Origin of the sequence: Erwinia sp. S38 (assembly GCF_016624545.1) — a bacterium.
Taxonomy (GTDB): Bacteria; Pseudomonadota; Gammaproteobacteria; order Enterobacterales; family Enterobacteriaceae; genus Erwinia; species Erwinia coffeiphila.
In genome coordinates, this window is the sequence record NZ_JACVTS010000033.1 from 12,579 (window position 1) to 36,426 (window position 23,848).

17 protein-coding genes and 4 tRNA genes are annotated in these 23,848 nt (G+C 51.7%); 5 read left to right on the forward strand and 16 right to left on the reverse strand.

All coding sequences use genetic code 11. The features are described 5' to 3' along the window. Window positions 1–83 precede the first annotated feature (83 nt). The gene (gene thiC / locus IBT46_RS25095; RefSeq protein ID WP_234480292.1) at window positions 84–2,033 is read left to right on the forward strand and encodes a phosphomethylpyrimidine synthase ThiC; all 1,950 of its coding nucleotides are present in this window, start codon (window positions 84–86) and stop codon (window positions 2,031–2,033) included. Further along, window positions 2,030–2,674: a thiamine phosphate synthase gene (gene thiE, locus IBT46_RS25100; protein WP_200547887.1), complete on the forward strand. Its 645-nt coding sequence runs from the start codon at window positions 2,030–2,032 to the stop codon at window positions 2,672–2,674. Before thiC ends, thiE begins: the two co-directional genes overlap by 4 nt. A gap of 128 nt (window positions 2,675–2,802) precedes the next feature. Here the strand turns inward: thiE and IBT46_RS25105 are convergent, their stop codons facing one another. After that, window positions 2,803–4,293: a PLP-dependent aminotransferase family protein gene (locus tag IBT46_RS25105; RefSeq protein WP_200547888.1), complete on the reverse strand. Its 1,491-nt coding sequence runs from the start codon at window positions 4,291–4,293 to the stop codon at window positions 2,803–2,805. A 173-nt stretch (window positions 4,294–4,466) separates the two neighbouring features. On the opposite strand from IBT46_RS25105, the gene IBT46_RS25110 reads away from it, so the two are divergent. Beyond that, entirely contained in the window at window positions 4,467–4,661 is a 195-nt protein-coding gene (locus IBT46_RS25110) for a DUF1127 domain-containing protein (RefSeq protein WP_370569528.1), read from the forward strand. A 381-nt stretch (window positions 4,662–5,042) separates the two neighbouring features. Here IBT46_RS25110 and rpoC read toward each other — a convergent pair whose 3' ends face one another. The 13 genes from rpoC to IBT46_RS25175 all read right to left on the reverse strand — a co-directional run bounded on the left by rpoC (window position 5,043) and on the right by IBT46_RS25175 (window position 19,297). Next, window positions 5,043–9,263 carry a DNA-directed RNA polymerase subunit beta' gene (gene rpoC / locus IBT46_RS25115; RefSeq protein WP_105595692.1) on the reverse strand — a complete coding sequence of 1,407 codons (4,221 nt, stop codon included), beginning with the start codon at window positions 9,261–9,263 and terminating at the stop codon, window positions 5,043–5,045. A 94-nt stretch (window positions 9,264–9,357) separates the two neighbouring features. Beyond that, a complete protein-coding gene (rpoB, locus tag IBT46_RS25120; protein WP_200547889.1) occupies window positions 9,358–13,386 on the reverse strand; it encodes a DNA-directed RNA polymerase subunit beta in 4,029 nt (1,342 codons plus the stop codon). A gap of 334 nt (window positions 13,387–13,720) precedes the next feature. Further along, a complete protein-coding gene (rplL, locus tag IBT46_RS25125; RefSeq protein ID WP_105595694.1) occupies window positions 13,721–14,086 on the reverse strand; it encodes a 50S ribosomal protein L7/L12 in 366 nt (121 codons plus the stop codon). Between the two features lie 64 nt (window positions 14,087–14,150). Beyond that, entirely contained in the window at window positions 14,151–14,648 is a 498-nt protein-coding gene (rplJ, locus tag IBT46_RS25130) for a 50S ribosomal protein L10 (RefSeq protein WP_105595695.1), read from the reverse strand. 297 nt (window positions 14,649–14,945) lie between these two features. Next, window positions 14,946–15,650 carry a 50S ribosomal protein L1 gene (gene rplA / locus IBT46_RS25135; protein ID WP_105595696.1) on the reverse strand — a complete coding sequence of 235 codons (705 nt, stop codon included), beginning with the start codon at window positions 15,648–15,650 and terminating at the stop codon, window positions 14,946–14,948. Between the two features lie 3 nt (window positions 15,651–15,653). After that, window positions 15,654–16,082 (reverse strand): 50S ribosomal protein L11, encoded by a 429-nt coding sequence (gene rplK, locus IBT46_RS25140; RefSeq protein WP_105595697.1) that lies wholly within the window; start codon window positions 16,080–16,082, stop codon window positions 15,654–15,656. 194 nt (window positions 16,083–16,276) lie between these two features. After that, window positions 16,277–16,822, reverse strand: coding sequence for a transcription termination/antitermination protein NusG (nusG, locus tag IBT46_RS25145; protein WP_012439920.1), 546 nt, complete (start codon window positions 16,820–16,822; stop codon window positions 16,277–16,279). Between the two features lies 1 nt (window position 16,823). Then, window positions 16,824–17,207 (reverse strand): preprotein translocase subunit SecE, encoded by a 384-nt coding sequence (secE, locus tag IBT46_RS25150; protein ID WP_105595698.1) that lies wholly within the window; start codon window positions 17,205–17,207, stop codon window positions 16,824–16,826. A gap of 249 nt (window positions 17,208–17,456) precedes the next feature. Then, window positions 17,457–18,641, reverse strand: a complete 1,185-nt coding sequence (gene tuf / locus IBT46_RS25155) for an elongation factor Tu (RefSeq protein ID WP_200547890.1) — start codon at window positions 18,639–18,641, stop codon at window positions 17,457–17,459. Window positions 18,642–18,755: 114 nt separating this feature from the next. After that, a tRNA-Thr gene (locus IBT46_RS25160) sits at window positions 18,756–18,831 on the reverse strand. Between the two features lie 6 nt (window positions 18,832–18,837). Next, a tRNA-Gly gene (locus tag IBT46_RS25165) sits at window positions 18,838–18,912 on the reverse strand. A gap of 212 nt (window positions 18,913–19,124) precedes the next feature. After that, window positions 19,125–19,209 (reverse strand) — tRNA-Tyr (locus tag IBT46_RS25170). A 12-nt stretch (window positions 19,210–19,221) separates the two neighbouring features. Continuing rightward, a tRNA-Thr gene (locus IBT46_RS25175) sits at window positions 19,222–19,297 on the reverse strand. A gap of 381 nt (window positions 19,298–19,678) precedes the next feature. Here IBT46_RS25175 and IBT46_RS25180 point away from each other — a divergent pair. Together IBT46_RS25180 and coaA are read left to right on the forward strand one after the other, a co-directional pair. Continuing rightward, the gene (locus IBT46_RS25180; protein ID WP_200547891.1) at window positions 19,679–20,227 is read left to right on the forward strand and encodes a GNAT family N-acetyltransferase; all 549 of its coding nucleotides are present in this window, start codon (window positions 19,679–19,681) and stop codon (window positions 20,225–20,227) included. 202 nt (window positions 20,228–20,429) lie between these two features. Further along, window positions 20,430–21,380: a type I pantothenate kinase gene (coaA, locus tag IBT46_RS25185; protein ID WP_200547892.1), complete on the forward strand. Its 951-nt coding sequence runs from the start codon at window positions 20,430–20,432 to the stop codon at window positions 21,378–21,380. A gap of 80 nt (window positions 21,381–21,460) precedes the next feature. Here coaA and birA read toward each other — a convergent pair whose 3' ends face one another. Together birA and murB are read right to left on the reverse strand one after the other, a co-directional pair. Then, window positions 21,461–22,423, reverse strand: a complete 963-nt coding sequence (gene birA, locus IBT46_RS25190; protein ID WP_200547893.1) for a bifunctional biotin--[acetyl-CoA-carboxylase] ligase/biotin operon repressor BirA — start codon at window positions 22,421–22,423, stop codon at window positions 21,461–21,463. Then, the gene (gene murB / locus IBT46_RS25195) at window positions 22,420–23,457 is read right to left on the reverse strand and encodes a UDP-N-acetylmuramate dehydrogenase (RefSeq protein WP_200547894.1); all 1,038 of its coding nucleotides are present in this window, start codon (window positions 23,455–23,457) and stop codon (window positions 22,420–22,422) included. Before murB ends, birA begins: the two co-directional genes overlap by 4 nt. Between the last annotated feature and the right edge of the window lie 391 nt (window positions 23,458–23,848).

Sequence of the window (23,848 nt, forward strand, 5' to 3'; positions counted from 1 at the left end):
GATGCGAAATAAAATGTTTCACATCGTTCAAATTACTCCCGCCTCCAGGCAAGCAACTTTCCCTAATATTTCAGGAATTTGCTATGTCTACCGTTGAAAAACTTCTCGTTGAGAAAAAAACCAATCGCCGTGAGCAGCGCGCTGAAGCTCAGCAGTTTATCGATTCTCTGCAAGGCACGGCCTTCCCCAATTCAAAACGTATTTATCTGACCGGCTCCCGGGACGATATCCGCGTGCCGATGCGTGAAATCCAGCTTAGTCCAACCGTGATTGGGGGCAGTAAAGATAACCCTACGCTGGAAGAGAATGAGCCGGTACCGGTGTACGACACGGCTGGCCCCTACGGCGATCCGGCAGCGGCTATCGATGTGCATCGCGGCATCGACAAGTTGCGCAGCACATGGATTCACCAGCGTGCCGATACGGAAGAAATTGCTGAACTCAGTTCGGTCTACACCCAACAGCGGCTGGCCGATGAAGGCCTGGATCATCTGCGTTTCGATAATCTTCCTCGTCCACGCCGCGCACTGGCAGGCCGCTGCGTTACTCAAATGCATTACGCGCGTCTGGGCGTGATCACCCCGGAAATGGAATATATCGCCATCCGCGAGAATATGGGCCGTGAACGTATTCGCGGTGAAATTCTGCTGCAACAGCATCCGGGCAACAGCTTCGGTGCCAGCCTGCCGGAAAATATCAGCGCAGAGTTTGTGCGCCAGGAAGTCGCCGCCGGACGTGCGATCATCCCGGCCAATATTAACCATCCGGAATCAGAACCGATGATCATTGGGCGTAACTTCCTGGTGAAGATCAACGCCAATATCGGCAACTCCGCGGTCAGCTCTTCGATTGAGGAGGAAGTTGAAAAACTGGTGTGGTCTGCACGCTGGGGCGCCGACACGGTGATGGATCTTTCTACCGGTCGCTATATCCATGAAACGCGTGAATGGATACTGCGTAACAGCCCGGTACCGATTGGCACCGTGCCAATCTACCAGGCGCTGGAGAAGGTCAATGGCGTGGCAGAAGATCTTAACTGGGAGATTTTCCGCGATACGCTGCTGGAACAGGCAGAGCAAGGCGTGGACTACTTCACCATTCATGCCGGCGTGTTGCTGCGTTACGTACCGATGACCGCTAAAAGGTTGACCGGCATTGTTTCGCGCGGCGGGTCGATCATGGCGAAATGGTGCCTGTCGCACCATAAAGAGAGCTTCCTCTACCTGCATTTCCGCGAGATTTGTGAAATCTGCGCCGCCTATGATGTTTCACTCTCACTCGGGGACGGCCTGCGCCCGGGTTCGATTCAGGATGCTAACGACGAAGCGCAGTTCTCCGAGCTACATACGCTGGGAGAGCTAACCAAAATTGCCTGGGAATATGATGTGCAGGTGATGATTGAGGGACCCGGGCACGTGCCAATGCAGATGATCCGCCGTAATATGACCGAGCAGCTGGAACATTGCCATGAAGCACCGTTTTATACGCTCGGCCCGCTGACCACCGACATCGCTCCCGGCTATGACCACTTTACGTCCGGGATTGGTGCAGCAATGATCGGTTGGTTTGGCTGCGCAATGCTGTGCTATGTGACGCCGAAAGAACATCTTGGATTGCCTAACAAAGAAGATGTTAAACAGGGGTTGATTACCTATAAGATCGCCGCGCATGCCGCCGATCTCGCAAAAGGCCATCCCGGCGCGCAGATCCGTGATAATGCGATGTCGAAGGCACGCTTTGAGTTTCGCTGGGAAGATCAGTTTAATCTTGCCCTCGATCCGCATACCGCCCGTGCCTATCATGATGAAACCCTGCCGCAGGAATCCGGTAAGGTGGCGCACTTCTGCTCAATGTGCGGGCCGAAGTTCTGTTCAATGAAGATTACCCAGGAAGTGCGAGAGTACGCCGCGCGCCAGCAAGCCCAGGCCATGCCGATTGAAATAGGTATGGCGCAGATGTCTGATGAATTCCGCAATCGCGGCGGTGAACTGTATCACCGCGCCGATGCGCTTAAAACCGAGGAAAATGTATGAGTCGTGGTCCTTTTCCCGCTACCGATGCCCGGCTTGGGCTTTATCCGGTGGTGGAAACCGTTGAGTGGATTGCCCGCCTGCTGGATTTTGGTGTGCGCACTATACAACTGCGCATTAAAGATCGTCAGGATGATGAAGTAGAGCAGCAGATTGCTGAAGCGATTGCCCTCGGCAAACGTTACCAGGCAAGGTTGTTTATTAATGACTACTGGCGTCTGGCGATCAAATATCAGGCGTATGGCGTTCATCTGGGGCAGGAAGATCTGGACATCGCCGACCTTGATGCGATTCACGCTGCCGGACTGCGACTGGGACTGTCTACTCACGATGATGCCGAGCTGGATCGGGCGCTGGCCGTAGAACCGTCCTACATCGCTTTGGGCCACGTTTTTCCAACGCAGACCAAAGATATGCCTTCTGCGCCGCAGGGGTTAGCGGAACTGACCCGGCATATTCAACGCCTGCAGGGTATATCAACTGTCGCTATTGGCGGTATCAGCATCGATCGCGTCCCGGCCGTGCTGGCAACCGGTGTCGGCAGCGTCGCCGTGGTCAGTGCCATCACCAAAGCGGAAGACTGGCAGGCGGCAACTCGCCAGCTGCTGGATCTGATTGAATCCCCGGAAGGCACTGCACAATAAAATGTAATGTGTCGTAACGCCGGCAAACTGTCATGAAGCAACGCCGCAGGCTCAGTCTCTGCGGCTTTTCACCTCTGCATACGCGGCTATAGTGGCAGTGCTGGCGGCAGTTGCGCCGTCAGCCAGGGTCAGCGCTGTTCCTTCCCGCTGGCCCTGCCTTCTCCCCGATCATCGCTGGTCGTCGCCAGCTCACGCACCGGAGAGCAGGATTGCATAGCCCGCTCTAAGGCTGCACCAAGCATCGCCAGCGCCCGTTCGGTTTTATCCGTACAGGTTTGGGCATAGCTCAACCGCAGGCAGTTGCGGTACTTTCCCGATGCGGAAAACAGCGAACCGACGGCGATTTGAATTTTCGATTCACGCAGCTCAGCATTGAGCCGGTGTGAATCAAATGCTTCCGGTAGTTCAACCCAGATCAGGAAACCGCCCTGAGGACGGGTAACACAAATACCGCAGGGAAAATGCTGACGTACCAGGCGGGTAAATATCTCCAGGTTTCGCTGATAGGTAATCCGCATGCGCCGCAGGTGCGGCTGATAGTAGCCCTGGCTTATAAATCCGGCGACCGCCATCTGCGTCAGGGTTGTTGTTGACCCGGTAACGATGTATTTCATATGCAGTACCCGGTCAAAATAGCGTCCCGGTACCACCCAGCCCACTCGCAGTCCCGGGGCCAGTATTTTTGAGAATGAGCTACAAAGCAAAACGCGACCATCGGTATCCAGCGACTTGATGGTTATCGGCCGCGGATAGTCGAAGGCCAGCTCGCCGTAAACATCATCCTCGATGATCGCTGCGTCAAAACGCTGTGCCAGCGTGAGCAGTGCGCGCTTGCGGTGCTCTGGCATAATAAACCCGAGCGGGTTATTGCAGTTCGGCACCACCACCACGGCCTTGATCGGCCATTGTTCAAAGGCCAGCTCCAGTGCTTCAAGGCTGATACCCGTCGAAGAGTCGGTGGGGATCTCTATCGCACGGATGCCAAATCCACGCAGGGTTTGCATGATGCCGTGAAAGGTCGGTGATTCAACGGCGATAATATCGCCATGCTGACAGACCGCCCGTATCGATATCGACAGGGCTTCATGGCAGCCGGTAGTAATCACGATGTCATCCGCGCCCAGCTGGCAGCCGCTGTCGATCATCAGGCGTGCAATCTGTTCACGCAGCTCCGGAAGACCATACAGCGTGTCATAGCCCAGCAGGCGTTCGTCCTGCTGTTGAGCAACCCGGCTTATGGCTTTCCATAACGGTTTCAGCGTTGGCTGACCGACGTCCGGCATACCGCTACCCAGCTGGAGGGTTTGCTCATCGGATCGGGCTTCAAGCAGATGCAGCACGGCATCCCACTGAGTGATCTCAACCGGCCGCTGTACCGGGCGGGTAATCGCCGGGACCGGCGGTGCTGCTTTACGCGGGGTAACAAAATATCCCGAACGCGACTGGGGGGTGATCAGCTGCCTTTCTTCCAGCAGGTAGTAAGCCTGCTGCACCGTGCTGATACTGACACCATGTTCGCTGCTCAGGGATCGTACCGACGGAAGCCGTTCTCCTGCCTGATAAAGGCCTTGCTCGATACGCTGAGCCAACAGATCGGCCAGATATTGGTAACGCGTCATTGTATCTCCCCTATCGCCATTCTTGAATGAAAACCAGTACAGATTAGCGTCTTTATGACCATTCAGTCAGCGTATCACGCCATCTGTATGTCAATAAAACAGTATTTCTGCATCTGTATCATTGATGTCATCCGCGACAAAATAGCATTCAGACACCGGGCATTGAGGGGCAGATGATGGAGTTTCATGAAAACAGAGCAGCAAAACCGTTCAGTTGGGGTTTGATCAAAGCGATCTTTATCGTTCCTTATCACCACTGGCAGCGGCAGCGCATGCGGGCATGTACCAGAAAAATTCTCTCCCAGCTGAGCGATGCGCAGCTGAAGGATATCGGGCTGACCTGCCATGATGTCCGGCACTATAAGTGATGTGGCTTGGGCGGATTGCGCGCCCGCGGCAACGGAGACGTCCTGCCTCCGTTGCTCTTTTTTTATTACCCAGGATAGTGGCCCACGGGATCGCCGTCCGCATGGCATTGCATAACGGCTCAATGCTGTGACACAGATGAAAAACTGCCATCGCTGCAGGAAGACTGGCAGTTGTAGCTGACCAGACTCTACGCTTTCCCACCATACTTCCCACTGCTATATCGACCACATTCGGCAATACGCTAATCGCGAACCAGGAAGCACAGGGTTGCCGCTTTCAGATCCACATTCAAATCATCGTCATATCCCTGTCGACTTTTTATGGGCGAAAAAAAACCTCGCCGAAGCGAGGTTTTTTACTATGCCACAGGTGGTTGACGATTAATCGTCATTACCACCCAGACCTGCGTTCAGCAGTTCTGCCAGGCTGGCAGACGCTTCATCAGCAGTCACCTGAGGTACAACTGGTGCTTCACCAGCTGCACGGCGACGCATACGATCCTGATGATAAGCGTAACCGGTACCGGCTGGGATCAGACGGCCTACAATTACGTTCTCTTTCAGGCCGCGCAGTTCGTCACGTTTGCCCGCAACGGCTGCTTCGGTCAGTACGCGCGTAGTTTCCTGGAACGAGGCCGCAGAAATGAAGGACTCGGTTGCCAGAGACGCCTTGGTGATACCCAGCAGGTCGCGTGCAAATGTTGCAGCGATTTTGCCGTTGGATTCCAGCTCGCGGTTAGAGATCTTAACGCGAGAGAATTCAACCTGCTCACCGTCGAGGAAGTCGGAGCTTCCTGCGCTCTCGATAGTTGCTTTACGCAGCATCTGACGAACGATGACTTCGATGTGCTTATCGTTAATCTTAACGCCCTGCAGACGGTAAACTTCCTGCACTTCGTTAGTGATGTAACGGGTAACCGCATGAACGCCACGCAGACGCAGAATATCATGTGGAGACTCTGGGCCATCGGAAACAACGTCACCGCGCTCAACACGTTCACCTTCGAACACGTTCAGCTGACGCCATTTCGGAATCATCTCTTCGTACGGATCGCTACCATCGATTGGCGTGATCACCAGACGACGCTTACCTTTGGTTTCTTTACCGAACGAGATGATGCCGCTGATCTCAGCCAGGATTGCCGGCTCTTTCGGACGACGGGCTTCGAACAGGTCAGCAACGCGTGGCAGACCACCGGTGATGTCCTTGGTACCGCCTGATTCCTGAGGAACACGCGCCAGGGTGTCACCTGAACTGATCTTGATGCCATCTTCCAGCTGAACAATCGCTTTACCCGGCAGGAAGTACTGAGCTGGCATATCAGAGCCAGGGATCATTACGTCGTTACCGTTAGCATCAACGATCTTCAGTGCCGGACGCAGATCCTTACCACCAGCAGTACGTTCCGCACTGTCCAGGATAACCAGAGAGGACAGACCGGTCAGGTCATCCGTCTGGCGGGTAATGGTCTGGCCATCAATCATGTCGGTAAAGCGAATGAAACCGCTCACTTCGGTGATTACCGGCATAGTATGCGGATCCCAGTTTGCTACGGTCTCGCCCGCTGCAACCTGCTCGCCGTCACCTTTAGCCATGGTAGAACCGTAAGGAACTTTATAGCTCTCTTTAGTACGACCGAATTCATCGATCATTTTCAGCTCGGTATTACGTGAAGTAATTACCAGCTTGCCAGCGGAGTTGGTCACCGACTTGGCGTTAGAGAGTTTAATGGTACCTTTGTTCTTAACCTGGATGCTGGATTCAGCAGCCGCACGAGATGCCGCACCACCGATGTGGAAGGTACGCATCGTCAGCTGTGTACCCGGCTCACCGATTGACTGTGCAGCGATAACACCGATCGCTTCACCTTTGTTGATGATGTGGCCACGCGCCAGGTCACGACCGTAGCAGTGGGCACACACGCCGAAGTCGGTTTCGCAGCTTACCACGGAACGCACTTTCAGGCTGTCAACTGAGTGTTCTTCGAGGATGTCACACTGCGCTTCATGCAGCAGCGTGTTACGCGGCAGCAGGATATCAGCAGTTCCCGGCTTGAGAACGTCTTCTGCGGTCACACGACCCAGAACGCGCTCACGCAGCGGCTCTTTAACATCACCACCCTCGATAACCGGGGTCATCATGATACCTTCGTGGGTACCACAATCGTCTTCGGTGACGACCAGATCCTGCGCCACGTCTACCAGACGACGAGTCAGGTAACCGGAGTTCGCAGTTTTCAGTGCGGTATCCGCCAGACCTTTACGAGCACCGTGGGTCGAGATGAAGTACTGGAGTACGTTCAGACCTTCACGGAAGTTCGCGGTGATTGGCGTTTCGATGATTGAGCCATCTGGCTTAGCCATCAGACCACGCATACCGGCCAGCTGACGAATCTGTGCAGCAGAACCACGCGCACCGGAGTCGGCCATCATAAAGATGCTGTTGAAGGAAACCTGGCGCTCTTCTTCACCGTCACGGTTAATCACGGTTTCGGTAGACAGGTTTTCCATCATCGCTTTCGCAACGCGTTCGTTGGCCGCGGCCCAGATATCGATCACTTTGTTATAGCGTTCGCCAGCGGTAACCAGACCAGACTGGAACTGCTGCTGGATTTCAGCCACTTCAGCTTCTGCTTCGGTGATGATTTCCACTTTCTTCTCTGGGATAACCATGTCGTCGATACCAACAGACGCACCTGAACGTGCCGCATAGGCAAAGCCGGTGTACATGGTCTGGTCAGCAAAGATAACCGTTGGTTTCAGGCCCAGGATGCGGTAACAGGTGTTCAGCATCTTGGAGATCGCTTTCTTACCCAGCGCCTGGTTGACGATAGAGTAAGGCAGACCTTTCGGCACGATCATCCACAGGATGGCACGACCGATGGTTGTATCGATCAGGCTGGTTTTTGCAACCCATTCGCCCTGCTCGTTCTTCTCATGTTCGGTAATACGTACCTTAACGCGAGCGTGCAGAGACGCGAGGCCAGCGCGATAAATACGCTCGGCTTCTTTTGGACCAGTCAGCACCATGCCTTCGCCCTTGGCGTTAACACAGTCACGGGTCATGTAGTACAGACCCAGTACAACGTCCTGAGAAGGAACGATGATTGGTTCACCGTTCGCTGGGGACAGGATGTTGTTGGTAGACATCATCAGCGCACGCGCTTCCAGCTGGGCTTCCAGCGTCAGCGGTACGTGAACAGCCATCTGGTCACCATCGAAGTCGGCGTTATATGCCGCACAAACCAGCGGGTGCAGCTGAATAGCTTTACCTTCGATCAGTACTGGCTCAAACGCCTGGATGCCCAGACGGTGCAGGGTTGGTGCACGGTTCAGCAGGACCGGGTGTTCGCGGATAACTTCGTCCAGGATATCCCAAACGACAGCTTCTTCACGCTCAACCATTTTCTTAGCGGCTTTGATGGTGGTAGCAAGACCACGCAGTTCAAGCTTGCCGTAGATAAACGGTTTGAACAGCTCCAGTGCCATTTTCTTCGGCAGACCGCACTGATGCAGGCGCAGGTATGGACCTACGGTGATTACAGAACGGCCTGAGTAGTCAACACGCTTACCGAGCAGGTTCTGGCGGAAACGACCCTGCTTACCTTTGATCATGTCAGCCAAAGATTTCAGAGGACGTTTGTTAGAACCGGTGATCGCACGACCGCGACGGCCGTTATCCAGCAGCGCATCTACCGCTTCCTGCAGCATACGTTTTTCGTTACGTACGATGATGTCAGGTGCAGCCAGATCCAGCAGGCGCTTCAGACGGTTGTTACGGTTGATAACGCGACGATACAGATCGTTCAGATCTGAAGTTGCGAAACGACCGCCGTCCAGCGGTACCAGCGGACGCAGATCCGGTGGCAGTACAGGCAGCACGGTCAGGATCATCCACTCTGGCTTGTTACCAGACTGTACGAACGCTTCCAGCAGCTTGATACGCTTGGTCAGCTTTTTGCGTTTGGTTTCGGAGTTAGTCTCGTTCAGCTCTTCACGCAGCTGCTCGCACTCTTGCTCCAGATCCATGTTTTTCAACAGGGCCTGGATCGCTTCCGCACCCATTTTCGCGTCGAACTCATCACCAAACTCTTCCAGCGCGTCAAGATACTGCTCTTCAGTCAGGATCTGGCGCTTTTCGAGGTTGGTCATGCCGCCTTCAACAACGACGTAAGATTCGAAGTACAGAACACGTTCGATATCACGCAGTGGCATATCCAGCAGTAAACCGATGCGGGATGGCAGCGATTTCAGGAACCAGATGTGCGCAGTTGGAGAAGCCAGCTCAATGTGACCCATGCGCTCACGGCGGACTTTGGTCTGTGTAACTTCAACGCCACACTTCTCACAGATCACACCACGGTGTTTCAGGCGCTTGTACTTACCGCACAGGCACTCGTAGTCTTTTACCGGCCCGAAAATACGCGCACAGAAAAGCCCGTCACGTTCTGGTTTGAACGTACGGTAGTTGATGGTTTCCGGCTTTTTAACTTCGCCGAAAGACCAGGAACGGATCATGTCTGGCGAGGCCAGAGCAATCTTGATCGCATCAAACTCTTCGGTCTTAGTTTGCGCTTTCAGAAACTTAAGTAAGTCTTTCACGGATTAGCTCCCGTCGGAGTGAGACTTCTCAGGGATGCCCTGCCGCAGCAGGGCACCCTGTAACCAGTACAGCAGATGCGAATAACCTCAGGGGTTACTCGTCTTCGAGCTCGATGTTAATACCCAGCGAGCGAATCTCTTTCAACAGTACGTTGAAGGATTCTGGCATGCCCGGTTCCATCTGATGGTTGCCGTCGACGATGTTTTTATACATCTTCGTACGACCGTTCACGTCATCAGACTTAACGGTAAGCATTTCCTGCAGGGTATAGGCTGCGCCGTATGCTTCCAGCGCCCACACTTCCATCTCACCGAAGCGCTGACCACCGAACTGAGCCTTACCACCCAGCGGCTGCTGAGTAACCAGGCTGTAAGAACCGGTAGAACGTGCATGCATTTTGTCATCAACCAGGTGGTTCAGCTTCAGCATGTACATATAGCCAACGGTAACCTGACGCTCGAACTGTTCGCCGGTACGACCATCGAACAGGGTAATCTGACCGGAAGAAGGCAGGCCGCCGAGCTGCAGCAGCTCTTTGATCTCGCTCTCTTTCGCGCCGTCAAACACTGGCGTTGCGATTGGCATACCTTTTTTCAGGTTCTCTGCCAGACGCAGCACTTCGTCGTCGGTGAAGGTGTTCAGGTCAACTTTCTGGCGTACATCAGTACCCAGATCGTAAGCACGCTGAATAAAATCACGCAGCTTAGTCACTTCTTCCTGCTTCTTAAGCATAGCGTTGATTTTCTCGCCGATGCCCTTCGCAGCCATACCCAGGTGGGTTTCAAGAATCTGACCGATGTTCATACGTGATGGAACGCCCAGCGGGTTCAGTACGATATCGACCGGCGTACCGTTCTCATCGTATGGCATATCTTCGATCGGGTTGATCTTGGAGATAACACCTTTGTTCCCGTGACGACCTGCCATTTTGTCACCAGGCTGGATCTGACGTTTAACGGCCAGATACACTTTAACGATTTTCAGCACGCCAGGTGCCAGGTCATCGCCCTGAGTGATTTTGCGGCGCTTAGCTTCAAGTTTCTTCTCAAACTCGTGCTTCAGCTCGTCGTACTGCTCGGCCAGCTGCTCCAGCTGGTTTTGTTTTTCTTCGTCGGTCAGGCCAAGTTCCAGCCAGCGCTCGCGAGGCAGCTTGTCCAGTTTGTCCGCTTCCACACCGCCGGAAACCAGCAGGTATTGGATACGGCTGAACAGGCCAGCTTCGAGGATCTGCAGTTCTTCAGACAGGTCTTTTTTCGCCTGCTTCAGCTGCATTTCTTCGATTTCCAGCGCACGCTTGTCTTTTTCCACGCCATCGCGGGTGAAGACCTGAACGTCGATAACGGTACCAGACACGCCGTTTGGTACGCGCAGAGAAGAGTCTTTTACGTCAGACGCTTTCTCACCGAAGATCGCACGCAGCAGTTTCTCTTCTGGCGTCAGCTGGGTTTCACCTTTTGGCGTTACCTTACCAACCAGAATGTCACCACCGGTCACTTCAGCACCGATATACACGATACCGGATTCATCCAGTTTAGAGAGCGCAGCTTCACCCACGTTAGGGATGTCAGCGGTGATCTCTTCCGGCCCCAGCTTGGTGTCACGAGACACACATGCCAGTTCCTGGATATGGATAGTGGTGAAGCGATCTTCCTGTACCACGCGCTCGGAGACTAAAATGGAGTCTTCGAAGTTGTAGCCGTTCCACGGCATGAACGCGACGCGCATGTTCTGACCCAGTGCCAGTTCGCCCAGATCCGTTGAAGGACCGTCGGCCAGCACATCACCACGTTCAATTGGCTCACCCAGGTTCACGCAAGGCATCTGGTTGATGCAGGTGTTCTGGTTAGAACGGGTGTATTTGGTCAGGTTGTAGATGTCGATACCGGCTTCGCCCGGATACATTTCATCTTCGTTAACTTTGATAACGATACGAGATGCATCAACGTACTGAACGGTACCACCACGTTTCGCTACGGCTGTAACACCAGAGTCAACCGCTACCGCGCGCTCCATACCGGTACCAACCAGCGGCTTATCAGCGCGCAGAGTTGGAACCGCCTGACGTTGCATGTTTGCACCCATCAATGCGCGGTTGGCGTCATCGTGCTCCAGAAACGGGATCAGTGACGCACCGACGGAAACCACCTGCTGGGTGGAAACGTCCATGTAGTCAACCTGATCGCGGCTGAACAGGCTCGATTCGCCTTTGCTACGGCAGGTCACCAGGTCGTCTACGAAGTGACCTTCGTCGTCGAGGTTGGTGTTTGCCTGAGCGATAACGTAGTTACCCTCTTCGATTGCAGAGAGGTAATGAATTTCGTCGGTCACCACACCATCGCGCACACGACGGTACGGGGTTTCCAGGAAACCATACTCGTTGGTCTGTGCGTACACGGACAGCGAGTTAATCAGACCGATGTTTGGACCTTCAGGCGTTTCGATTGGACATACGCGACCGTAGTGCGTCGGGTGTACGTCTCGAACTTCAAAGCCTGCACGCTCACGGGTCAGACCGCCCGGGCCCAGTGCAGAAATACGACGCTTGTGCGTGATCTCAGACAGTGGGTTGTTCTGGTCCATAAACTGGGAAAGCTGGCTGGAACCAAAGAACTCTTTCACTGCCGCAGAGATTGGCTTGGCGTTGATCATATCCTGTGGCATCAGGGTATCCAGATCGCCCAGAGACAGACGCTCTTTCACCGCACGCTCAACGCGGACCAGACCTACGCGGAACTGGTTTTCTGCCATTTCGCCGACGGAACGGATACGACGGTTGCCGAGGTGGTCGATATCATCCACTTCGCCAATACCGTTACGGATACCGATGAGCTTCTTCATCACCTGAATGATGTCGTCTTTGCTCAGGATACCGGAACCTTCGATCTCGTCACGCATCAGAGAACGGTTGAACTTCATACGGCCTACCGCAGACAGATCGTAGCGGTCTTCAGAGAAGAACAGGTTCTCAAACAGATTTTCGGCCGCTTCACGCGTTGGTGGCTCACCAGGACGCATCATACGGTAGATCTCAACCAGTGCGCTCAGGCGATCGCTGGTTGGGTCAACGCGCAGCGTCTCAGAGATATACGGGCCGTGATCCAGGTCGTTGGTGAACAGAGTTTCAATGCGTTTGTGACCGGACTGGCTCAGTTTAGCCAGCAGATCCAGTGACAGCTCCATGTTCGCTGCAACCAGCAGCTCACCGGTACCTTCGTCGATGTAATCTTTAGCGACGACTTTACCTGCGATGTATTCAACCGGTACTTCGATATGTGCAACGCTGTCTTTTTCCAGCTGACGAATGTGGCGCGCGGTAATACGGCGGCCTTTCTCAACGTAGACAGTGCCGTTAGATTCAATATCGAACGACGCAGTTTCGCCGCGCAGACGCTCAGGGATCAGCTCCATCTGCAGCTTGTTGTCGCGAATTTCATAAACCACTTTGTCGAAGAACAGATCGAGGATCTGCTCAGTGGTGTAATTCAGCGCGCGCAGGATGATGCTGGCCGGCAGCTTACGACGACGGTCAATACGGACGAACAGGTTGTCTTTCGGGTCAAACTCGAAGTCCAGCCATGAACCACGGTAAGGAATGATGCGTGCGTTATACAGCACTTTACCCGACGAGTGGGTTTTACCCTTATCGCTGTCGAAGAAGACACCAGGGCTACGATGCAGCTGAGAAACGATAACGCGCTCAGTACCGTTGATGACAAAGGTACCGTTATCGGTCATGAGTGGAATTTCACCCATGTACACTTCTTGTTCTTTGATGTCTTTGACTGTGCCTTCCGGCGCTTCGCGCTCGTAGATCACCAGGCGCAGTTTTACGCGCAGAGGTGCAGAGTACGTGACGCCACGAATCTGACACTCTTTCACATCAAATACAGGTTCGCCTAAACGGTAGCTGACGTACTGCAGCTCAGAGTTACCGCTATAGCTTTGGATTGGGAATACGGAACGGAATGCAGCTTCCAGACCATACTGACCTTCCGGATCTTGCTCGATAAACTTCTGGAACGAGTCAAGCTGGATAGAAAGGAGATATGGAATGTCCAGAACTTGTGGACGTTTTCCAAAATCCTTACGAATGCGTTTTTTCTCGGTATAGGAGTAAACCATTGGGTTCCTCAGCTCGCTGAAAAGTAGAACCTTTCTGTCCGTCCAGTGGGGACAGTTCATGCAACGCTGTTTTGTGTCGTGCAAAAGGCAGAGCACCTTTTGTAATACCTCTTTCTATCACGCTTAAATCATTTCATTGCTTTTGACTGGACAGAGGGTCCATGCAGGAAAGCAGTATATTAAGTCGTCGATAGAGAAAGATATTAAGCAAATCAATGGCTAAACAGTGTGAAATACCATTAATGCTTTAGAGCGCAAAAAGGCTGGTGACCAAAAAGTCACCAGCCATCAGCCTGGAACTACTTAAACCCAGGCTGCAACCTGAAAGGTTGGCTTATTTAACTTCAACTTCTGCGCCAGCTTCTTCCAGTGCTTTCTTCAGAGCTTCAGCGTCGTCTTTGCTGATGCCTTCTTTCAGGGCAGCAGGTGCAGACTCAACCAGGTCTTTGGCTTCTTTCAGGCCCAGACCAGTTGCGCCACGTACGGCTTTGATTACAGCAACTTTGTTAGCACCGATAGCTTTCAGTACAACGTCGAACTCAGTTTTTTCTTCAGCAGCTTCTACTGGGCCAGCAGCAACAGCTACAGCTGCAGCAGCAGACACACCGAACTTCTCTTCCATAGCGGCGATCAGTTCAACTACTTCCATTACAGACAGAGCTGCAACAGCTTCAATGATTTGGTCTTTAGTGATTGACATTTGTTGTTCCTAAAATTCAGAAAAAGTTTATACGTTAGCAAGTAAACGTGAAAAGAAAGGCTGATTAAGCAGCTTCTTTCTGATCGCGTACAGCGGCCAGAGTGCGAACCAGTTTGCCGGCAGCGGCTTCTTTCATGGTTGCCATCAGGCGTGCAATTGCTTCATCGTAAGTTGGCAGAGTTGCCAGGCGGTCGATCTGAGCCGCACTGATCAGCTCGCCTTCAAAGGCTGCAGCTTTAACCTCAAATTTTGCATTCGCTTTCGCGAACTCTTTGAACAGACGAGCAGCAGCGCCCGGGTGTTCCATAGAGTATGCAATCAAGGTTGGACCGGTTAACGTGTCTTTCAGGCACTCGAACTGAGTACCTTCAACGACGCGGCGCAGCAGGGTGTTACGAACAACACGCATGTATACGCCAGCCGCACGACCTGCTTTACGCAGTTCGGTCATTTTATCTACGGTAACGCCACGAGAATCCGCAACTACCGCAGACAGCGCGCCTTTGGCTACTTCGCTGACTTCAGCAACAATCGCTTGTTTGTCTTGAAGATTTAAGGCCATTAGCTTGTGCTCCTGGATTTGGGCCGGGGATGGATTTCCCCGGAACTCACTTCACTCATTTACCCGAAGGTATACGAGCGCTCAAACACGGTGAGCAGAATCCAGTTAAGAAAAATTCTTGTCGGTTCTGTCACCGTCTACGCAGGGTATTAAGTGATATCTTTCGCTATCACTCCTGCGGTCTTGGACGGAGGCCTGGATAAGGCCAGGCTCCAACCTAAAAATCTGTCGGTTCTGTATATTTACAGAACAACGGGCGTAAGATTCTAGATGAAAATTTCGCCCGCGTAAAGCAGATTAGTTAGCAGCAGCGTTCAGGCCAGCCTGATCGATTGCCACGCCAGCACCCATGGTGGTGGACAGGCTAACTTTCTTGATGAAAACGCCTTTCGCCTGTGAAGGTTTTGCTTTTTTCAGCGCAACCAGCAGGGATTCCAGGTTTTCTTTCAGTTTATCTGCATCGAAATCAACCTTACCGATAGTGGTATGGATGATACCGTTTTTGTCGTTACGGTAACGAACCTGACCCGCTTTAGCGTTTTTCACTGCTTCAGCAACGTTAGGAGTTACGGTACCAACTTTCGGGTTTGGCATCAGACCGCGTGGGCCCAGAACCTGACCCAGCTGGCCAACAACGCGCATTGCATCTGGAGATGCGATAACAACGTCGAAGTTCATTTCGCCTTTTTTGATCTGGTCAGCCAGATCTTCCATACCTACCAGCTCAGCGCCAGCTGCTTTAGCAGCTTCAGCGTTTGGACCTTGGGTAAATACGGCAACGCGAACGGAACGGCCAGTACCGTGTGGCAGTACAGTTGCACCGCGAACGTTCTGGTCAGATTTACGAGCATCAATGCCCAGGTTTACAGCTACGTCAACGCTTTCTACGAACTTAGCAGTAGCCAGTTCTTTCAGCAGAGCAACAGCTTCGTTGATGTCATACTGTTTAGTTGAATCAACTTTGTCACGGATCACGCGCATGCGCTTGGTCAGCTTAGCCATTTCTTAGTCCTCTACTACCAGGCCCATGGAACGAGCAGTACCTTCGATTGAGCGAGTCATCGCTTCAATGTCAGCACCAGTCATGTCCGCAGCTTTGGTTTCTGCGATTTCACGTACCTGAGCACGAGATACTTTACCTACTTTGTCTTTGTTCGGCTTGCCGGAACCAGACTTGATACCAGCCGCTTTCTTCAGCAGTACTGCTGCAGGAGGGGTTTTGGTAACGAAGGTGAAAGAACGGTCAGAATAAACGGTGATCACTACTGGGATCGGCAGACCTTTTTCCAGGGATTCTGTTTTTGCGTTGAACGCTTTACAGAATTCCATGATGTTAACGCCTTGCTGACCCAGAGCCGGACCTACCGGAGGACTCGGGTTTGCCATACCAGCTGAAACTTGCAGCTTAACGTAGGCTTGTACTTTCTTAGCCATGATAATTCCTCTATTGGGTGATAACGCTCCGTAACGGAGCTCCCCGTGATTAATATTTTACGCGCGAATATATCGACGCATAAAAACAAAAGGCGCGAAATTGTAGTGTAATTTCGCGCCTTTCGCAACCACCTGATAACGGCGATCGTATAAATTTTATGCCGCCTTTTAGAAAGCGGCTCAGGGTGAATCAATCAGCCCTTCTCAACCTGTCCGAAGTCCAGTTCAACCGGCGTTGCACGGCCGAAGATAGAAACAGAAACTTTCAGGCGACTTTTCTCGTAATCAACTTCTTCCACCACGCCGTTAAAGTCAGCAAATGGACCGTCGTTAACACGTACCATCTCGCCTGGCTCAAACAACGTTTTCGGACGCGGCTTATCACCAACCTGCTGCAGGCGGTTCATAATCGCATCAACTTCTTTGTCGCTAATCGGTGCGGGACGATCGGACGTACCGCCGATGAAGCCCATTACGCGTGGCACACTGCGCACAAGGTGCCAGCTGGCGTCATTCATCACCATCTGAACCAGTACGTAGCCCGGGAAGAACTTACGCTCGCTTTTACGACGCTGGCCACCACGGATTTCAACCACTTCTTCGGTTGGAACCATGACATCGCCAAACAGCTCTTCCATGTTGTGTAACTTGATATGCTCACGCAGCGACTGTGCTACGCGGCCTTCAAAACCGGAAAACGCCTGAACGACGTACCAGCGCTTCTTTGGAGCTTCAGACATCTCAGAACCTCAGGCCAGTGATAAACGATACCAGACGGACCAGAATACCATCCAGTCCCCACAAAATCAGTGACATCACGGCAGTCACCGCGGCAACGATTAAGGTGGTGTGCAACGTTTCCTGACGAGTAGGCCAGATCACTTTACGAACTTCAGTACGCGCTTCACGAGCGAAAGCCAACGTTGCTTTACCCTTAGCGGTCAGCAGGGCAATGCCAGCTGCTGCTGCAATCAGTACAACGACGGCCAATGCACGCAGCGGTAATGTTACTTCACGATAGTAGTAGTTACCCACGATGGCGACAACCAGCAGTAACGCCACACCTAACCACTTTATCGCTTCCAGGCCGCGCCCGCTGCCTTGAGCTTCGGTATTAGCACTCATAACCAACCTGCCACAATAAATCAGAAACACTTTTGCCCCGGATTACGAGGCAACCGAACCGAATAATACTGTCATACCCGCAGGTATAGGCGTAACTCGGCATATTATGTATGACGCCGTGCTACAGAGCCTGCCTCAGCAATGATTATGAATCATAATCACAGATGAGTCAGGTTCTATGTTACAGCGTGCAAAAAGGGCATCAAATGATGCCCTCTTCATGTGCGTTGCGTCAAATGTTATCAGCGATTAAGCGATAACTTTAGCAACAACACCAGCACCAACGGTACGGCCGCCTTCACGGATTGCGAAACGCAGACCATCGTCCATTGCGATTGGCTTGATCAGTTCAACAACCAGTTTGATGTTGTCGCCTGGCATTACCATCTCAACGCCTTCTGGCAGTTCGATGGTACCGGTCACGTCAGTTGTACGGAAGTAGAACTGTGGACGGTAGCCTTTGAAGAATGGGCTGTGACGGCCGCCTTCTTCTTTAGACAGAATATAAACTTCTGACTCGAACTTGGTGTGTGGCTTGATTGAACCTGGCTTAGCCAGAACCTGGCCACGCTCAACGTCTTCACGCTTAATACCACGCAGCAGGATACCACAGTTCTCACCCGCACGGCCTTCGTCCAGCAGCTTACGGAACATTTCAACGCCGGTGCAGGTTGATTTCACGGTGTCTTTCAGACCCACGATCTCAACTTCTTCACCCACTTTAACGATACCGCGCTCTACACGACCGGTAACAACAGTACCACGGCCGGAGATGGAGAATACGTCTTCGATAGGCAGCAGGAACGGCTTATCAACCGCACGCTCTGGCTCTGGGATGTAAGAATCCAGGTGGCCGGCCAGTTCGATGATCTTAGCTTCCCACTCAGCTTCACCCTGCAGAGCTTTCAGCGCAGAACCGTGAACGATTGGGGTGTCGTCGCCTGGGAAGTCGTACTGTGACAGCAGGTCACGTACTTCCATCTCAACCAGCTCCAGCAGCTCTTCATCATCAACCATGTCACATTTGTTCAGGAACACGATGATGAATGGAACGCCAACCTGACGACCCAGCAGGATGTGCTCACGAGTCTGTGGCATTGGGCCATCAGTTGCAGCAACAACCAGGATTGCGCCGTCCATCTGAGCAGCACCGGTGATCATGTTTTTCACATAGTCGGCGTGGCCCGGGCAGTCAACGTGCGCGTAGTGGCGAGTCGGGGTGTCATATTCAACGTGAGAAGTGTTGATGGTGATACCACGTGCTTTTTCTTCTGGTGCGTTATCGATCTGGTCGAATGCGCGAGCAGAACCGCCGTAGGTTTTAGCCAGAACGGTGGTGATAGCAGCAGTCAGGGTAGTTTTACCGTGGTCAACGTGGCCGATAGTACCAACGTTGACGTGCGGTTTGGAACGTTCAAATTTTTCTTTAGACATCGCTTGTCCCTCTAAGACACGGATTAATCGGTGATATCACCACATCAACCAGGCATTGCCTGAATCGTTGAATTTTAATGCACAGAGAAGAAGCAGGGAGGGAGATTTTGAAAGTGGTGCTGATACCCAGAGTCGAACTGGGGACCTCACCCTTACCAAGGGTGCGCTCTACCAACTGAGCCATATCAGCACGGCTTGGAGCGGGCAGCGGGAATCGAACCCGCATCATCAGCTTGGAAGGCTGAGGTAATAGCCATTATACGATGCCCGCATCCTGGAACTCGGCTACCTGTTCTGTCTGTAGCTTGTGAACAACAGAAAAAAGCTTTCCTGCTATTCGAGCCAACAAGCATTTGCCTGCTAACTTTGACTGCGCTTGAGCTCAGTCGGAAATCTTGATGAACATACTCCTGGAGAGTAGTCATCGTTGCAGATAGACGATTTCTTGTCTTTCTGCTTTCGACTCAAAACTGAGAATCGAAATGGTGGTGGGGGAAGGATTCGAACCTTCGAAGTCGATGACGGCAGATTTACAGTCTGCTCCCTTTGGCCGCTCGGGAACCCCACCTGGGGTACTTGATGGTGCCGGCTACCGGAATCGAACTGGTGACCTACTGATTACAAGTCAGTTGCTCTACCAACTGAGCTAAGCCGGCATCAAGTGGTGCGCATTCTAGGAAGACCCGGCGCATGATGCAACAAAAATATTGCGATAAATGTTCTTATGCTCACTATTTGTGCAAAACCTCGCAAATTGGCCGTTAAATACAATCAATCAGTTCAATTAAGCAGCAAGAGGTTCTGTTTTTTGCTCCATTCGCATGGCCCACTGACAGAATATTTCAGTGTTTCTTTTTTTAAATTACCGACGATTTTTTCTAACAGAATGCACCAGCATGCCGCATCCGCACATTTTGTGTGCAACCTTAGTGTTACTGGTTCGATGGAATGCGCCTGAATTCGCTATCTGCAGGCTGGAACATATTTTGCTTATCTTTAATGGACTAACCAGACCTATACCCCAGAGGAGGACTCGCATGAAAATAATGATGCTCACTGCCGCCACCCTGCCGGTTTATCGCAGTCAGTTAGCCGAATTGTTAATGGATGCTGTTGCTCACAATACTCTGACTGACTATCAGCCCATCCAAAATCGTGAAGAGGCGGCCAGCTACTTCCATAGCCTGCGTGATGGATTAGCAAAGGGAGAAAGACTGCTCTGGGTGGCCTGCGACCAGAACGGTGTTGTGGCAAGCATACAATTGGAAATATGCGCACGCCCGGATGGCCGTAATCGCGCGGAGGTCCAGCAGCTACTGGTTCATAGCAGGGCCAGGCGCAAAGGTGCAGGAAAGCAGCTCCTCGCGGTGCTGGAGCAGGAAGCAATACATCGTCAGCGTGGCCTACTTTATCTCGATACGTTGGCGGGTAGCCCCGCAGAGGCATTTTATCGCGCCCAGGGCTACAGTTGTCTGGGCGAGCTTCCAGATTATGCCTGCTTAGCTGAAGGCTATTACTGCCCTGCTGTGATTTATTACAAACGCCTGTTTCGGGTTAATCAGGTTGTGCGTCCGATTGCCAGTTAAAGTTATCATTTATGCGGGTGAGCTTGCGTTTGCACCCGCTGTACATCTTTTTTCCTTCTTATTGCTGCCCTTCTGATGTTAACCTCCTGCCCATTGTGTTCTGATTTAGCCCTCAGTACTAAAGCCTGTCTCCGAGCATTTCTCGTTGAAATAATATGGCTAACACACTGAAGGATAAACGATTGCTGGCAGAAGCATGTATATGAGCAAAAAAGATTCATTGTTAACTACACCCTATTTGCAATTCAACCGTACTCAGTGGGCTGCGCTGCGCGATTCCGTGCCAATGACCCTGTCAGAGGATGAAATTGCCCAGTTAAAAGGGATTAACGAAGATCTCTCCATAGAAGAAGTTGCCGAGATCTACCTGCCGCTCTCTCGACTGCTGAATTTTTATATCAGTTCCAATTTGGGACGTCAGGCAGTTCTTGAGAAGTTTTTGGGTACAAAAGGACAGAAAGTTCCCTATATTATTAGTATTGCAGGCAGCGTTGCGGTCGGTAAAAGTACCACAGCTCGTGTGTTACAGGCGCTTCTCAGCCGCTGGCCTGAGCACCGTAAAGTGGAATTGATTACCACGGATGGATTCTTACATCCCAATGCAGTGCTTAAAGACCGAAATCTGATGAAGAAGAAAGGGTTCCCTCTTTCTTATGACATGCACAGGCTGGTTAATTTTGTTTCGGAATTAAAATCTGGTGCTGCGCAGGTAACCGCTCCGGTCTACTCCCATCTTATTTATGATGTCATCCCGGACGGCGATAAAATCGTGCAGCAGCCCGATATTCTTATTCTTGAAGGGCTGAATGTACTGCAAAGCGGGATGGATTATCCGCACGATCCTCATCATGTTTTTGTGTCTGACTTTGTTGATTTCTCTATTTATGTCGACGCACCTGAGGATTTATTGGAACACTGGTACATCAATCGTTTCCTGAAATTCCGCCAGGGTGCGTTTAGCGACCCGGACTCTTATTTCCATCACTATTCGCAACTTCCCGAGGAAGAAGCGGTAGGTATTGCTACACAGTTATGGAAAGAAATTAACCACTTAAATTTAAAAGAAAATATATTACCGACTCGTGAGCGCGCCAGCTTGATTATGACCAAAAGCTTTGGTCATGCGGTCGATTTGGTAAGATTAAGAAAGTAAAAAAGGGGCAGTTAATGCCCCTTTTTATCCATTAAACGTTCAATGATTTGCTAAAGAATGATTCCGGGACGTGGTTGTTTTTAATGTTGTGGTCTCAATGAAATCTCACCGCCAACCCAGGATTTTTTGACACCATCCTGTTCAAGAATAAGCCCACCCTGCTGATCGATGCCTCGCGCGATACCGAATATTTCCCGGTCACCAATCAGTAATTTAACCGGTCGATCGATAAAGTTATCCAGTCTGGCCCAGCGTCCCACAAATGGCGTCAAACCATCTTGCTCAAACTGAGCAAGCGCAGAACGCAACTTATTGACAATTCTTGCAGATAAAGCGTTACGATTGACGATGACTCCCGCCTCCTGAAGATTTATCCATCCCTGATTTATCGCTTCTGCGGCTGGCGCGCGCATTCCCAGATTAATTCCTGCACCGATCACGATTTGCGCAGCATCGCCTGTTTTACCTGTAAGTTCGACCAAAATGCCCGCCAGTTTACGATCTTCGAGATAAATATCATTTGGCCATTTCACACGAACATTAGCAGCGCCGAGTTCCTGTAGGGCTTCGGCTAATACGATACCAATGACAAGGCTAAGGCCCATGGCGGCCGCGGGCCCCTGTTCAAGACGCCAGTACATGGATAAGTACAGGTTCACGCCGAAAGGTGAGACCCACTGCCTACCTCGCCGGCCCCTGCCTGCCTGTTGGTACTCGGCAACACAGGCGTCTCCTGACTGCAGACGGTCCATACGATCCAACAAATATTGGTTAGTTGAGTCAATAACCGGAATAACGGCCAGGCGTCCGTTATCTAACTGTGCATTAATTTCGTCTTCGTTGAGTAATTGCATCGAAGAAGACAGGCTATAGCCTTTGCCTGTGACGGTGAAAACATCAATACCCCACTCTTTCAGCGTCTGGATATGTTTATTGATGGCAGCACGACTCATCCCCAACTGTTCCCCGAGCTGCTCGCCGGAGTGAAACTCGCCGTTAGCCAGGATAGAAACCAGCTTCAAAGGTACGGTATTATCTTTCATGCGAGTGCCTCCACTGCATTTATCTCGCCACTACTGGCAATAAACCGGACTTCAGGCTCAAGCCAGACATTAAATTTAGACGCTACCCGCTGGCGTACGATACGGGCCAGTTCGATGATGTCTTTCCCTGTCGCATCCTCACAATTTATCAGCACCAGAGCCTGCTTTTCATGTACAGCAGCCCCTCCCTGACGGAATCCTTTGAGTTCACATTGATCGATTAGCCAGCCAGCAGCCAGCTTCACCTCGCCGCTTACCTGCGGATAGAGCGGTATAGCTGGGTAGTGTTGCTGTAACTCAGCAGCAACCTTTGAACTGACTAATGGGTTTTTAAAGAAGCTACCCGCATTTCCTGTCACTTTAGGGTCAGGTAACTTACTGCGGCGCATATGGCATACCGAGTCAAAAACCTGACGTGGAGTGACCGTCTTTGGGTCCAGGTCTCGCAGGTCACCGTAGCTCAGTACCGGTTTCCAGACCTTTGGCAGGAGCAACCCAACAGCAACAATGGCAAAACCATCGCGGTACTGATGCTTAAAAATGCTGTCCCTGTAACCAAACTGACACTGTGCAGCCGTTAGCCTTAAGATGTGGCCATCGGCCAGGTTTATGACGTCAACATACGCACAAAGCTGTTCAAATTCGACACCATAGGCCCCAATATTTTGGATCGGTGCCGATCCTGCACAGCCGGGAATTAACGCCAGATTTTCTAACCCAGGCAGGCCCTTATTAAGCATCATCTCAACCAGCTGATGCCAGTTTTCTCCAGCGCCTATATGCAGCAGCCATGCGTCATTTTGCTCCTGGATCTCTATACCTTTAAGCCGATTAATAATCACCTGGCCAGAGAAATTCTTAATAAACAGCACATTACTGCCTTCTCCGAGTAATAACGTGGGCTCTTTTTTCCGTTGGCTTAACTGCCAGGACTGGCATAACTGTTCTGCATTTTCAGCAACCGTAATAACAGCTGCTGCTGCTTCAAGAGAAAATGTATTCCAGGGTTTCAGAGAATTTTTCTGGCGGGACATATGACAGCCTTTACGAATTTAACTAACTGTAGTGTAACCGATCGACAGGAGGTGGGTTTAGGATTTTCTGGGGGCGACCACTATTCAAACATACGCTGGCAACCAAAATGAAAACATATTTTTTACAAAATTCATGACTTCTTATGCATGATTTTTAAGCGAGAGAGGAATGTAGATGCTTTAAAAGCCCATGTAATCATTCATTACAGGATGAACAGAGGCAAGAGCTGGATAGCATTACGGAGAACGTAGACCACTGGATTATAAAAGGGTCACTTCAGGCGGGATTCTGAACGGCGTAAACGCAAAAAGGCCATCCTTACGGATGGCCTTCTGCTTGATTTGATGCCTGGCAGTTCCCTACTCTCGCATGGGGAGGCCCCACACTACC

Excerpts from the sequence above, each read along its gene's own strand:
- rplL (WP_105595694.1), bottom strand. The coding sequence starts at position 14,086 with ATGTCAATCACTAAAGACCAAATCATTGAAGCTGTTGCAGCTCTGTCT.
- thiE (WP_200547887.1), top strand. The coding sequence starts at position 2,030 with ATGAGTCGTGGTCCTTTTCCCGCTACCGATGCCCGGCTTGGGCTTTAT.
- nusG (WP_012439920.1), bottom strand. The coding sequence starts at position 16,822 with ATGTCTGAAGCTCCAAAGAAGCGCTGGTACGTCGTTCAGGCGTTTTCC.
- rplJ (WP_105595695.1), bottom strand. The coding sequence starts at position 14,648 with ATGGCCTTAAATCTTCAAGACAAACAAGCGATTGTTGCTGAAGTCAGC.
- murB (WP_200547894.1), bottom strand. The coding sequence starts at position 23,457 with ATGTCCCGCCAGAAAAATTCTCTGAAACCCTGGAATACATTTTCTCTT.
- tuf (WP_200547890.1), bottom strand. The coding sequence starts at position 18,641 with ATGTCTAAAGAAAAATTTGAACGTTCCAAACCGCACGTCAACGTTGGT.
- thiC (WP_234480292.1), top strand. The coding sequence starts at position 84 with ATGTCTACCGTTGAAAAACTTCTCGTTGAGAAAAAAACCAATCGCCGT.
- rplK (WP_105595697.1), bottom strand. The coding sequence starts at position 16,082 with ATGGCTAAGAAAGTACAAGCCTACGTTAAGCTGCAAGTTTCAGCTGGT.
- secE (WP_105595698.1), bottom strand. The coding sequence starts at position 17,207 with ATGAGTGCTAATACCGAAGCTCAAGGCAGCGGGCGCGGCCTGGAAGCG.
- coaA (WP_200547892.1), top strand. The coding sequence starts at position 20,430 with ATGAGCAAAAAAGATTCATTGTTAACTACACCCTATTTGCAATTCAAC.
- rpoB (WP_200547889.1), bottom strand. The coding sequence starts at position 13,386 with ATGGTTTACTCCTATACCGAGAAAAAACGCATTCGTAAGGATTTTGGA.
- IBT46_RS25110 (WP_370569528.1), top strand. The coding sequence starts at position 4,467 with ATGATGGAGTTTCATGAAAACAGAGCAGCAAAACCGTTCAGTTGGGGT.
- IBT46_RS25105 (WP_200547888.1), bottom strand. The coding sequence starts at position 4,293 with ATGACGCGTTACCAATATCTGGCCGATCTGTTGGCTCAGCGTATCGAG.
- birA (WP_200547893.1), bottom strand. The coding sequence starts at position 22,423 with ATGAAAGATAATACCGTACCTTTGAAGCTGGTTTCTATCCTGGCTAAC.
- rplA (WP_105595696.1), bottom strand. The coding sequence starts at position 15,650 with ATGGCTAAGCTGACCAAGCGCATGCGCGTGATCCGTGACAAAGTTGAT.
- IBT46_RS25180 (WP_200547891.1), top strand. The coding sequence starts at position 19,679 with ATGAAAATAATGATGCTCACTGCCGCCACCCTGCCGGTTTATCGCAGT.